We start from the raw sequence: 12,153 nt of genomic DNA on the forward strand, positions 1-12,153 counted from the left end.
AAATCACATGATTTTTAAAAAATACCCTTTTATTTTACTTTTTTTCTTTGGTACTGCCTCTGCTCAATATATTACAACTGACGAAAGCAGGACACCAATCCAATTAATTGAAAATGTCTTGATTAATTCGGGCTGTGCTTCCGTTTCAAATGTTTCGGTATCCGGTGGTAATTTTGCCTCCGGAGAAAAAAGTTGGGGTTATTTTAATGCGAATGGTTCAAGTTTTCCTTTTTCCGAAGGAGTAGTCTTAAGCACCGGGAAAATTATAAATACTCAAGGACCAAATACTTTTATTTCTGATGATGGCGGCGGAATGGGATGGACTGGCGATAACGACTTAAATCAGGCGTTGGGTTTAAACAATACTTTTAATGCTACCGTTCTGGAATTTGATTTCATTCCTTTAGGAAACCAAATTAGTTTTGATTATATTTTCTCTTCTGAACAATATTTAACCAATCCGAATCCGAATCAATGTAGTTTTACAGATGGTTTTGTTTTTTTATTAAAAGAAGTCGGCAGTGCGAATTACGAAAATTTAGCCGTAATTCCCAACACAAATATCCCGGTAAGAGTCAATACTGTTCGAGGATCAGGGACCATTTGTCCGGCTGAAAACGAACAATACTTTGGTGGCTTTAACGGCATAGAACATCCAACCAATTTTAATGGACAAACGACCATATTAACCGCAAGAGCTACTGTAATTCCGGGAAACCAATACCATATTAAATTGGTGATTGCCGACGAAGGGAATTACCGTTACGATTCGGCTATTTTCTTAAAAGGAAGTAGCTTTTCTGTAGGCGTTGATTTAGGAAACGACCGAACTTTTGCCAACCAAAATCCGGTTTGTCATAATGAAAATTTAACTTTAAATGGCACTTCAAATGGCGCTCAAAGTTACCAATGGCGTTTTAACGGCAACCCCATTATTGGTCAGACGGCTAGTACTTTAAGTTTTTCTCCTCCTTACAACAGTTCACAAAACGGAATGTATTCATTGGCAACCACTTATTCTCCTACTTGTACTAATATCTCTGAGATTTACTTAGAATTTGCTCCTGAACTCACTATTGCTCAAACCTCATATTCTTTTTGTGACAATGACAGCAATCAAAATGGAATTACCACTATTTTATTGAATGATATTGTTCCTACCCTATTCTCCAATTTGCCTTCGACTTATCAAGTTGGGTTTTATAGTAGCACAACGAGCACAACGCTTCTCCCGAATTCTTATCAAAACACCACACCCAACCAACAAATTATTTATGCCCGAATACTGAATGTCAATTGCTATAATCCTATTCCGGTTACCCTCAATATTTTGACTTTTAGTGGCAATATTGCAGATGAAACGTTGAGTATTTGTGTCAACGTACCGGTGACCTTAGTGGCCAATTCGGGTTATCAAAATTATGTATGGAATATCGGAGCGACTACTTCTACGATTCAGGTTTCAGTTCCCGGAACGTACACAGTGACTTTTGAAAATGCTTCAGGTTGTTCAATAACTAAAACCTTTACCGTTTTTGGTTCAGAAGCAGCCACTATTGACAACATCATAATTAACGATTTTAGTGCTAACAATTCGGTCGAAATTATAGCTTCCGGAATAGGAGATTATGAATATTCAATTGATGGCACTCAGTATCAGGACAGTCCGGTTTTTACTAATTTGAATGGTTTACAGTACACGGCTTTTGTAAAAGACAAAAAATATTGTGGTATTGTTTCTCGAGTGTTTTACTTGGTACAAATTCCGAAATACTTTACACCAAATGGTGATGGCGTTAATGAAACTTGGTACATTAAAAATTTAACGCAAAGAGGTTTAGGGCAATCTGTCATTACTATTTTTGATCGATACGGAAAAATAATTACGCAGTTTTCGGGCACTGATTTTGGTTGGGACGGCACTTATAATGGTCGTCTTTTATTAGCCGATGATTATTGGTTTACTATTACAAACTCGGGTAAAGAATTGGCAAAAGGACATTTTGCCCTAATCAGATAAATTATGAAATTGACTTCCTTATTTTTTATACTCGTTGGTTTAGTTGTCAATGCGCAAGACATCAAAGTAACTAGTGGAAAAATACAACGTTTTGATAATTTCAAATCGGAATTTGTCGACGCTCGAAATGTAGATGTTTGGTTACCGGATGGGTATAACAACAAAGAAAAATATGCCGTTTTGTATATGCACGACGGTCAAATGTTGTTTGACGCTGAAACCACTTGGAATAAACAAGCTTGGGAAGTGGATGAAGTGGCCGGCAAGCTAAATGCAGAAAGCAAAGTCAAGAAGTTTATTGTGGTTGGTATATGGAATATTGCCGCCAAAAGGCATCCGGAATATTTCCCGCAGAAGCCTTATGAGAATTTGAGTAAAGAACAAAAAGACACGATTACCGCTCAATTGCAAAAAGCCGGAAGAACCAAGGAAGTTTTCAAGCCCTATTCTGATTCCTATTTAAAATTTATCGTAACCGAATTGAAGCCCTTTATTGACAAAACCTTTTCAACACAAACCGATAAAGACCATACATTTATTGCCGGTTCGAGTATGGGTGGTTTGATTTCGATGTATGCGATTTGTGAATATCCTGAAGTTTTTGGAGCTGCTGCTTGCATATCGACGCATTGGCCGGGGATTTTTGCGGTAGAAAACAATCCGATTCCGGAAGCGTTTAACGATTATCTTAGAACAAACTTACCAAATCCAAAAACCAACAGAATTTACTTTGATTATGGCGATCAAACTTTGGACGCTTTGTATCCGCCTTTGCAAAAGAAAACGGATGCGATTATGGTAGAAAAAGGATTTACTTCAGACAATTGGCAAACTAAATTCTTTCCCGGTAAAAATCATTCGGAAGAAGCTTGGGCAGAACGATTGCATATTCCGCTGGAGTTTTTATTGAAGAAATAACCCTAGCCCGGATAGTAGTGGAAATCCTTTTTTGTTTGAATAAAAGTTATTGAACAATACCAATGTGACCACAAAAAAGATTGTAGCGTATAGCCGGAAACAGCTCCTAATAAAAAACCCTCTCGTAAATGAAAGGGTTTCTTTTTATAGGATAACACGATAAATCGTGCCGAAATTCATTATACTTTATTGCGTTTTCTATCGTTTTCATCCAAAAATATTTTTCTCAGACGAATTGATTTCGGGGTCACCTCAACGTATTCATCTTTTTGGATGTATTCTAAAGCTTCTTCCAAAGAGAACTTTTTAGCCGGAATAATTCGGGCTTTATCATCAGCACCGGAAGAACGAACGTTTGACAATTTTTTGGTTTTGGTTACATTCACCGCCATATCATCACTACGGGTATTTTCGCCAATTACTTGACCAGCATAAATGTCTTCGTTAGGATCTACAAAGAAAGTACCTCTGTCTTGAAGTTTGTCAATAGAGTATGGAATGGCTTTTCCGTTTTCCATAGAAATCAAAGAACCGTTGTTACGACCCGGAATTTCCCCTTTAAATGGTTCATATCCGATAAAACGGTGTGCCATAATTGCTTCACCTGCTGTAGCCGTTAGCAATTGGTTTCTCAATCCGATGATGCCACGAGACGGAATGTTGAATTTCACAACCATACGTTCTCCTTTTCCTTCCATAGAAAGCATTTCACCTTTACGGACTGAAACAAACTCTACTGCTCTACCGGACAAATTTTCCGGTAAATCAATAGTTAACTCTTCGATTGGTTCACATTTTACCCCATCAACTTCTTTGATGATTACTTGTGGTTGACCAATTTGTAACTCGTAGCCTTCTCTTCTCATGGTTTCAATTAAAACCGACAAGTGAAGTACACCACGACCAAAAACCATAAACTTATCTGCAGAATCAGTATCACCTACTTTTAACGCTAAGTTTTTCTCTAATTCTTTAGCCAATCTGTCTTTGATGTGACGGGAAGTTACAAATTTACCTTCTTTACCAAAGAAAGGCGAATCGTTGATGGTAAACAACATACTCATGGTTGGCTCATCAATGGCAATGGTTTGCAAAGCTTCCGGATTTTCAAAGTCGGCTATAGTATCACCAATTTCAAAACCTTCTACTCCAACAATCGCACAGATATCACCGGCTATAACTTCAGTCACTTTTTTACGGCCTAAACCTTCAAAAGTGTGTAATTCTTTAATTCTTGATTTCATAATGGTGCCATCTCTTTTTACCAAAGAAATCGGCATTCCTTCTTTTAAAACACCTCTTTCCAAACGACCAATCGCGATACGTCCGGTAAAAGATGAAAAATCTAAAGAAGTAATCAACATTTGTGGCGTTCCTTCAGATACTTTTGGCGCAGGCACATTGCTTACAACCATATCTAATAAAGGTTCGATGTTTGAGGTTTGGTTTTCCCAATGGTCAGACATCCAATTATTTTTAGCCGAACCGTAAACGGTTGGAAAATCCAACTGCCATTCTTCTGCACCTAATTCAAACATTAAGTCGAATACTTTTTCGTGTACTTCTTCCGGAGTACAGTTTTCTTTATCTACTTTATTGATAACCACGCAAGGTTTTAACCCTAAGTCGATGGCTTTCTGTAACACAAAACGCGTTTGTGGCATTGGTCCTTCAAAAGCATCTACTAAAAGACAAACACCATCGGCCATGTTTAATACTCTTTCTACTTCACCACCAAAATCGGCGTGACCGGGAGTATCAATAATGTTGATTTTTGTCCCTTTATATACAACTGAAACGTTCTTAGAAGTAATGGTAATTCCTCTTTCACGTTCTAAGTCATTGTTGTCAAGAATTAAATCACCGGTGTTTTCGTTTTCGCGAAATAGCTGACAGTGATACATAATTTTGTCAACCAAAGTCGTTTTTCCGTGGTCAACGTGAGCAATAATTGCAATGTTTCTAATAGATTCCATGTGTGCTTTTTTGTGGGTGCAAAGGTACACTTTATTTTCAGATAAAAAACCAATAACAAATTAGTTTACACTTTATTAAAATTGAGAAGAAAGTTTATAAAATACTTAATAAGTTTTTGGCTAAATTTTAAAACTAATTTGAAAATCTATATATTTGGAGTAATGAAAAATAATTCTAACAAAATAACATTAACGTACGTCCTTATTTTAATGTTTGTGGCTGTACTCGGTCACCAATTTTTTTTAGATTACATTAAAACTCCTCCTGATTCTTCCTTGTATTTTTATATTAGAGATTTTATTTTCATTTTGATATCGGGGATTATTTTAAGAATCATTCTCAATCAAAATGCTCAAAACAACAAATCGGTTTTCGAGAAACTTCAAATTACAAATAATGAAATCATTGAGTCTAATGAACGTTATGACATAGTAGCTAAGGCGACGAGTGACACTATTTGGGATTGGAAAATTGAAGACGACAGTTTTATTTGGAACAAAGGAATACAAGGCGTTTTTGGCTACAAGAAAGAGGAAGTCGGTAAAACATCTAAATGGTGGTTTGAAAGAATTCACCCGGAAGACAGTTTAAAAATGTCGGTGAAGCTCTACTCTTTTTTGGAACAAAAGACAGAAAAATGGCAAGATGAATACCGTTTCCAATGCGCGGATGGTAGTTATAAGTATGTTTTTGATAGAGGATTTTTGGTAAAAGACAAAGAAGGCAAACCCATCAGAATGATTGGAGCCATTCAGGATATCACCAAGCAAAAAGAAGAAGAGCAACGATTGAGATTATTGGAGACGGTAATTACGCAAACCAAAGATGCGGTAATGATTACGGACATTGATACTTCAACAGAAGTGATTCCGAACATTATCTTTGTCAATTCGGCTTTTACCGATATGACCGGTTACAAAGCGAATGAAGTAATTGGAAAATCTCCGGTAATTTTCTTTGGACCAAAATCAGATATTTTAGAATTTGACAAACTTAAAACGGCTATCCAAGAGTATAAAGAATGTTTTATTGAAACCATTAGTTATAAAAAAAATGGGGAAGAATTTTGGATTAACTCTTCCATGATTCCGGTCACCAATAAAGATGGAGAACATTCTCACTGGATTTCTATTCAGAGAGATGTTACCGAAGAAAAGAACAAAGTAAAAGAAAGAGAACAACTGATTCGAGAATTAACTCAAAACAACAAAGACTTAAAACAATTCTCTTACATTACTTCTCACAACTTAAGAGCACCGCTTTCCAATTTGACCGGTTTGTTGAATTTGGTGGAAGACATGCCAATTGAAAATCCGGAATTAAAAGAAATCATCGACGGCTTTTCTAAATCTACACATTTATTAAACGAAACCATCAATGATTTAGTAAAAGTTGTTATCATTAAAGACAACCCGTCAATTCAAAAAGAAAAAGTACTGATTAAGGAAATATTTGAAAATGTATTCAATCAATTGAGTTTTTTGATAGGATTACACAAACCAATTCTGAAAATCGATTTAGAAGAGGTAACTATCTTAAACATTAACAAGTCTTATTTAGAAAGCATTTTTTTAAATTTACTGACGAATGCTATAAAATACAGATCAGAAGGCAAACAACTTAGAGTAAACATTTCGTCAAAAGTAATCGATGATAATTTAATCCTTACGTTTAAAGACAATGGAATCGGAATTGATTTGGTTAGAAATAAAGACAAGATTTTTGGATTATACCAAAGATTTCACAATCATCCTGACAGTAAAGGCTTAGGATTATATTTGGTAAAATCCCAGGTAGAGGCCATGGGTGGAACAATAACTGTAACCAGTAATGTAGGCAAAGGAACAACTTTTACCATAACATTCAAGAATAATTAATTTTTTCAAATGCTCGACAAAATACTTTGTGTAGACGATGACGCTATCACTTTAATGCTTTGTAAAAAAGTCATTGAGAGGGTTGCTTTTGCTAATGAGGTACACACTGCCAAAAACGGAGAAGAAGCCATTCAATATTTCAATAATTTAGCAACAAAATACCACAATGACCTGAATCTAACTTACCCTAAATTAATTTTTTTAGATTTAAATATGCCAATAATGAATGGTTGGGAGTTCCTTGATAACTACCTTCAAAACAGTTATCAAGATTTGTTCAAGGAAGCGAAGTTTATAGTCTTATCATCTACAATTGACCCACAAGATGTGATTAAAGCAAAAAGTTACCCAATGGTAGTTGATTTTCTTTCAAAGCCTATAACCAAAGAAATGCTCGAGATTTTAAAACCCGCATTTTAATACAAATAAAAAAGTCTCAATAAATTGAGACTTTTTTATTATGATTTCATAAAAGTTAGATTATAACTTAGAAACGTGTTTAGTTAATTTAGATTTTAAATTAGCTGCTTTGTTATCATGGATGATATTTTTCTTAGCCAATTTGTCAATCATAGAAATAACAGCAGACAATTTTGCAGAAGCATCTGATTTATCTGTAGCCAATCTTAACGCCTTGATAGCGTTACGAGTTGTTTTGTGTTGGTATCTGTTCAACACTCTTTTCTTTTCGTTGCTTCTGATTCTTTTTAAAGCTGACTTGTGATTTGCCATTTTCTTGTAATTTAATTGTAATTAATAATAAAATATTTAGTTAAAAAAGAAAAACCTCCCACAATTAAACATAATCACTTTGGTTTTAACTAATAAAACAACAATTCGAGACACTGAACTTTTGTTTTATAAAACTAATTTACAACTAATCTGTAGCCCGTAGGGGAATCGAACCCCTCTTACCAGGATGAAAACCTGGCGTCCTAACCGATAGACGAACGGGCCGTTTTTAAGCTTTGAAAATTGGTAGCCCGTAGGGGAATCGAACCCCTCTTACCAGGATGAAAACCTGGCGTCCTAACCGATAGACGAACGGGCCATCTTTGCTTAAAATTGCGGTTGCAAAAATACAATTATTTTTCAATCACACAAGAGCGTAACTATTTTTTTTCTGATTTTTATTAATATGCTTTCGCAAACAGCACTCTACCAGTGGATTTGTTTCCAGAAAAAACACAAATTCCAGCTTCCTTTTTTTGATCTAAAGGAATACAACGAATGGTTGCTTTGGTCAAATCTTTAATTTTCTCTTCAGTTTCAGGAGTTCCGTCCCAATGAGCAGAAATAAAACCAGTCTTGTTTTCTAAAACTTCTTTGAACTCTTCAAATGAATTTACTTCGGTAATATGTGTGTTTCTAAAATCCAACGCTCGATTGAATAAATCTTTTTGAATTTGTTCCAACAAATCTGAGACATAATTCACAGCTCCTTCTTTAGCGATTACTTCTTTGGTCAAAGTATCTCTGCGAGCAATTTCGAAAGTTCCGTTTTCCAAATCTTTTGGCCCTATGGCAATTCTAACCGGAACACCTTTTAATTCCCATTCTGCAAACTTAAAGCCTGGTTTCTGAGTCGTTCTGTTATCAAACTTCACTGAGACGCCTAACCTTCTGAATTGAGCTACCAATTCATTCGCTACAACTGAAATATCATCGAGCTCTTGGTCAGTTTTAAAAATTGGCACAATTACTACTTGGGTTGGCGCCAAGTTCGGAGGCAATACCAATCCATTATCATCAGAGTGTGTCATTACTAAAGCTCCCATTAAACGAGTAGAAACACCCCAAGAAGTGCCCCAAACATGCTCTTGCTTTCCTTCTTGATTGGCAAACTTTACATCAAAAGCTTTGGCAAAATTTTGCCCCAAAAAATGAGACGTTCCTGCTTGCAAGGCTTTTCCGTCTTGCATCAAGGCTTCAATACAATACGTTTCTTCCGCACCGGCAAAACGCTCCGTTTCGGTTTTCAATCCTTTAATTACCGGAATCGCCATAAAGTTTTCGGCAAAATCCGCATAAACATGCATCATCTTTTCTGATTCTTCAATAGCTTCTGCTTTGGTCGCATGAGCCGTATGTCCTTCTTGCCATAAAAACTCTGCTGTTCTCAAAAACAATCTCGTTCTCATTTCCCAACGAACAACATTCGCCCATTGGTTAATTAACAAAGGTAAATCTCTATAAGATTGTACCCAGTTTTTATAGGTAGACCAAATAATCGCCTCACTGGTTGGACGAACGATTAGTTCTTCTTCTAATTTGGCGTTAGGATCTACCATTAACTTTCCTGGCTTATCAGGATCGTTCTTTAGTCTATAATGGGTTACGATAGCACATTCTTTAGCAAAGCCTTCCGCATTCTTCTCTTCGGCCTCGAACATGCTTTTGGGTACAAAAAGAGGAAAATAGGCATTACTATGACCGGTTTCTTTAAACATTCTGTCTAATTCTGCTTGCATTTTTTCCCAAATAGCATAGCCGTATGGCTTGATTACCATACAACCTCTAACCCCTGAATTCTCAGCCAAATCGGCTTTGACTACCAGTTCGTTATACCATTTGGAATAATCTTCTTCTCTTTTCGTTAGGTTCTTACTCATATTGAATAATTTGGCATAAAAATTGTTTAACTTTTTTTAACTAAATAGTTCGACAAAACTAACTATTTTTGTATAGTCCAACAATAAAAATGCTATAGATATGAAAACTTATTATTTATTCAGTAGAAGATTGCCTCTATTTTCCTTCTTAGGGATTATAGCAATAACAATTACCTCTTGTGGCTCCTATCAAAACAGCTCCTATTACGATTCTGATGGAGTGTATGGAAATTCAGAGAACAAGAGAAGAGAAACAGTCTCTAATGACAATTCTCAAAGTAATAAATACCAAGAATACTTTAGCGACTTAAATAAAGAAGCCGAGATGTTCACTAATATAGACAATTATAGCTCTGTTAATAATGACTCTATAGCCAAAAATAATCAAAATTATAATGACAGTAATTCAAGTTGGGGAAGTAACCCTCAATCTATAACCGTAAATGTTTATGACAACAATTGGGGTTATGGTTATTGGAACAATTACTGGTATGGTAATTATTGGGGTTGGAACAATTGGGGGCCATCATGGGGTTGGGGCTGGAACAGTTGGTATGGCCCTTCATGGGGCTGGGGTTGGAACAGTTGGTACGGTCCAGGTTGGAATGTTGGTTGGGGCGGTTGGTATAGTCCTTGGCACGGAGGATATTACAACAACTACTACAATGGCGGAAGAAGAGGCTCTTCTTTTGGCGTTGCCGGAAACAGAGTAAATAATTCAAGATACGGTGTTAGAAACGCATCCAATTATGGAGTTAGAGGAAATAACGCTATCAACACGAGAAATTCCGGCTTTAATCCTACCAGAAGTAATTCTAATTTCAATCCGACAAGAAATAATTCTGCCAGTCCAAGAAATTATAACAATAATTCTTCGCCTAGACCAAACACTAATACTTCGCAACCTAGAGGAAACGTAAGAACTGAATCTGCTCCTACGCGTTCTTACAGCCCAAGCAACAACGGCGGTGGCGGACGTTCATCAGGAGGCGGAGGTGGAAGCTTCGGTGGTGGAAGATCTGGAGGCGGAGGCGGAAGAAGATAATTCACTAAAACATTTTATACCTATGCTTTGTTAAACTATTGCATAGGTTTTTTTTGAACAAAAATTAAAAATACTATGAAAAAGTACTTATTATTGTTGTGCATTGGAATGTCATTTTCTAATGTTCAAGCACAAGAAACAACTCCAAATGACGTCATTCGTTTAGCAGTAGACAATCTTACCGGAACTGCCAGATTCAGAGGAATGAGTGGTGCCTTTGGAGCCGTTGGTGGTGATTTATCAGCCATTAATGTTAATCCGGCCGGTTCTATTTTTTTTAATAATAACTATGGTACCGTTACCGGTTCTATTTATAATGCTAAAAACAGGTCTCTATATTGGGGTACTTCAACCAATGATACTGACAGCTCTTTAGACCTTAACCAAATTGGTGCTGTATTCATTTTTAAAAATGATCAAGAGAGTAAAAATGATTGGAGAAAAATTGCAGTCGGTCTAAATTATGAAAATGCTAATAATTTAAATAATAGTATATTTTCTGCCGGTGTCAATCCTTACAACTCAATTGGAAATTATTTTGTGAATATTGCTCAAGGTATTCCTACCAATATCTTAACAAATTTTAACTATTATGACTTAAATTTTTATGAGCAACAAGCTTACTTGGGTTTTGATACTTATATTTTTGAGCCAACCAATAATGTTCCCAACAACAACACTTATTACACTAACATTCCTGTAGGAGGAAACTATTACCAAGAAAATCAAGTAGTAACTACCGGTTACAATGGCAAATTAACCGGAAACTTTTCGGCTTCTTACAAAGATATCATCTTCTTGGGTGGAAATTTGAATTTTCATTTTGTGAACATTGAAAAGTTATTCACCGTATATGAAAGCAACGACAATCCTGTTTATGATACCGGCTCAACTATTGCTGAAATTCTTTTCCAAAACAGACTTTGGACAACCGGATCAGGCTTTTCATTTAATTTGGGTGCTATCGTAAAACCTATAGAAAGTGTTCGAATCGGATTAGCTTATGAATCACCAACATGGTTCAGACTAACTGACGAGTTACAACAAGGTGTTAGTACAAGAAGTCTTAACAACCAAGACGGGAATGAATTCCCATTTTCATTTCAAGATCCGGTAGTCTATCTACCATATACTATTCAAACACCGGGAAAATGGACAGGAAGTTTGGCCTATATTTTCGGGAAAAGAGGATTGTTGAGTGTTGACGTTTCCAGCAAAGATTACAGTGTTACTAGAATAAAACCTAAAAATGACCCTGGTTATATGGCCATCAATAATTTTATGAGCAATGCTTTAGACAATGCCATTGAAGTAAGAGTTGGTGGCGAATTCAAAATTAAGCAAGTAAGTCTAAGAGCCGGTTATCGCTTTGAGGAAAGTCCGTATAAAGTTGACCAAACTTTTGGTGACTTAACCGGTTATACTGGTGGAATTGGTTATAATTTTGGCGAAAGCCGATTGGATTTGGCTTACTCCTATGACCACAGAAACAGCAACCAAGCTTTAGTTTCTTCTGGCATGACTGATCCAGCTAGAATCAGCAGATACAACAATAATGTAACTATTAGTTATTCAATCAATTTCTAATCAATTACAACACAAACGGTAAACCATCTCAAAACGAGGTGGTTTTTTTATTTACAAAAGGCAAAAACAAATTAGAAATAAAACCGTAATTTTGCACCCTTTCCCAATAATCGGAAA

Annotated in this window: 9 protein-coding genes and 2 tRNA genes; 6 read left to right on the plus strand and 5 right to left on the minus strand. The window is 36.0% G+C overall.

The window, feature by feature from the left end; all coding sequences use genetic code 11:
• Window positions 1-7: 7 nt before the first annotated feature.
• Window positions 8-2,020 (plus strand): choice-of-anchor L domain-containing protein, encoded by a 2,013-nt coding sequence (locus ACK4R1_RS09940; RefSeq protein ID WP_409686395.1) that lies wholly within the window; start codon window positions 8-10, stop codon window positions 2,018-2,020.
• A gap of 3 nt (window positions 2,021-2,023) precedes the next feature.
• Window positions 2,024-2,938: an alpha/beta hydrolase gene (locus ACK4R1_RS09945; RefSeq protein ID WP_409686397.1), complete on the plus strand. Its 915-nt coding sequence runs from the start codon at window positions 2,024-2,026 to the stop codon at window positions 2,936-2,938.
• A gap of 179 nt (window positions 2,939-3,117) precedes the next feature.
• Here ACK4R1_RS09945 and typA read toward each other — a convergent pair whose 3' ends face one another.
• Window positions 3,118-4,914, minus strand: coding sequence for a translational GTPase TypA (typA, locus tag ACK4R1_RS09950; RefSeq protein WP_409686398.1), 1,797 nt, complete (start codon window positions 4,912-4,914; stop codon window positions 3,118-3,120).
• A 162-nt stretch (window positions 4,915-5,076) separates the two neighbouring features.
• On the opposite strand from typA, the gene ACK4R1_RS09955 reads away from it, so the two are divergent.
• Both ACK4R1_RS09955 and ACK4R1_RS09960 read left to right on the plus strand, forming a co-directional pair.
• Window positions 5,077-6,792, plus strand: a complete 1,716-nt coding sequence (locus ACK4R1_RS09955; RefSeq protein WP_409686400.1) for a PAS domain S-box protein — start codon at window positions 5,077-5,079, stop codon at window positions 6,790-6,792.
• Window positions 6,793-6,801: 9 nt separating this feature from the next.
• Window positions 6,802-7,212, plus strand: coding sequence for a response regulator (locus tag ACK4R1_RS09960; RefSeq protein ID WP_409686402.1), 411 nt, complete (start codon window positions 6,802-6,804; stop codon window positions 7,210-7,212).
• Between the two features lie 60 nt (window positions 7,213-7,272).
• On the opposite strand, the gene rpsT is transcribed toward ACK4R1_RS09960, so the two are convergent.
• From rpsT to proS, 4 genes are all read right to left on the minus strand, one after another.
• The gene (gene rpsT / locus ACK4R1_RS09965; RefSeq protein ID WP_121313036.1) at window positions 7,273-7,524 is read right to left on the minus strand and encodes a 30S ribosomal protein S20; all 252 of its coding nucleotides are present in this window, start codon (window positions 7,522-7,524) and stop codon (window positions 7,273-7,275) included.
• Window positions 7,525-7,677: 153 nt separating this feature from the next.
• Window positions 7,678-7,749 (minus strand) — tRNA-Glu (locus ACK4R1_RS09970).
• A 19-nt stretch (window positions 7,750-7,768) separates the two neighbouring features.
• Window positions 7,769-7,843: transfer RNA gene (locus ACK4R1_RS09975), tRNA-Glu, on the minus strand.
• Window positions 7,844-7,925: 82 nt separating this feature from the next.
• On the minus strand, window positions 7,926-9,404 hold the full coding sequence (gene proS / locus ACK4R1_RS09980; RefSeq protein WP_409686404.1) for a proline--tRNA ligase: 1,479 nt from the start codon (window positions 9,402-9,404) through the stop codon (window positions 7,926-7,928).
• Between the two features lie 100 nt (window positions 9,405-9,504).
• Here proS and ACK4R1_RS09985 point away from each other — a divergent pair, with 100 nt between their 5' ends.
• Window positions 9,505-10,449 (plus strand): hypothetical protein, encoded by a 945-nt coding sequence (locus ACK4R1_RS09985; RefSeq protein ID WP_409686406.1) that lies wholly within the window; start codon window positions 9,505-9,507, stop codon window positions 10,447-10,449.
• A gap of 75 nt (window positions 10,450-10,524) precedes the next feature.
• Window positions 10,525-12,036, plus strand: coding sequence for an OmpP1/FadL family transporter (locus ACK4R1_RS09990; RefSeq protein ID WP_409686408.1), 1,512 nt, complete (start codon window positions 10,525-10,527; stop codon window positions 12,034-12,036).
• Window positions 12,037-12,153: the final 117 nt, after the last annotated feature.

Origin of the sequence: Flavobacterium sp. (assembly GCF_046293665.1) — a bacterium.
GTDB lineage: Bacteria > Bacteroidota > Bacteroidia > Flavobacteriales > Flavobacteriaceae > Flavobacterium.

Coding starts and splice junctions, on each gene's coding strand:
- ACK4R1_RS09990 (WP_409686408.1), top strand. CDS start 10,525: ATGAAAAAGTACTTATTATTGTTGTGCATTGGAATGTCATTTTCTAAT.
- ACK4R1_RS09960 (WP_409686402.1), top strand. CDS start 6,802: ATGCTCGACAAAATACTTTGTGTAGACGATGACGCTATCACTTTAATG.
- typA (WP_409686398.1), bottom strand. CDS start 4,914: ATGGAATCTATTAGAAACATTGCAATTATTGCTCACGTTGACCACGGA.
- proS (WP_409686404.1), bottom strand. CDS start 9,404: ATGAGTAAGAACCTAACGAAAAGAGAAGAAGATTATTCCAAATGGTAT.
- ACK4R1_RS09985 (WP_409686406.1), top strand. CDS start 9,505: ATGAAAACTTATTATTTATTCAGTAGAAGATTGCCTCTATTTTCCTTC.
- ACK4R1_RS09945 (WP_409686397.1), top strand. CDS start 2,024: ATGAAATTGACTTCCTTATTTTTTATACTCGTTGGTTTAGTTGTCAAT.
- ACK4R1_RS09940 (WP_409686395.1), top strand. CDS start 8: ATGATTTTTAAAAAATACCCTTTTATTTTACTTTTTTTCTTTGGTACT.
- ACK4R1_RS09955 (WP_409686400.1), top strand. CDS start 5,077: ATGAAAAATAATTCTAACAAAATAACATTAACGTACGTCCTTATTTTA.
- rpsT (WP_121313036.1), bottom strand. CDS start 7,524: ATGGCAAATCACAAGTCAGCTTTAAAAAGAATCAGAAGCAACGAAAAG.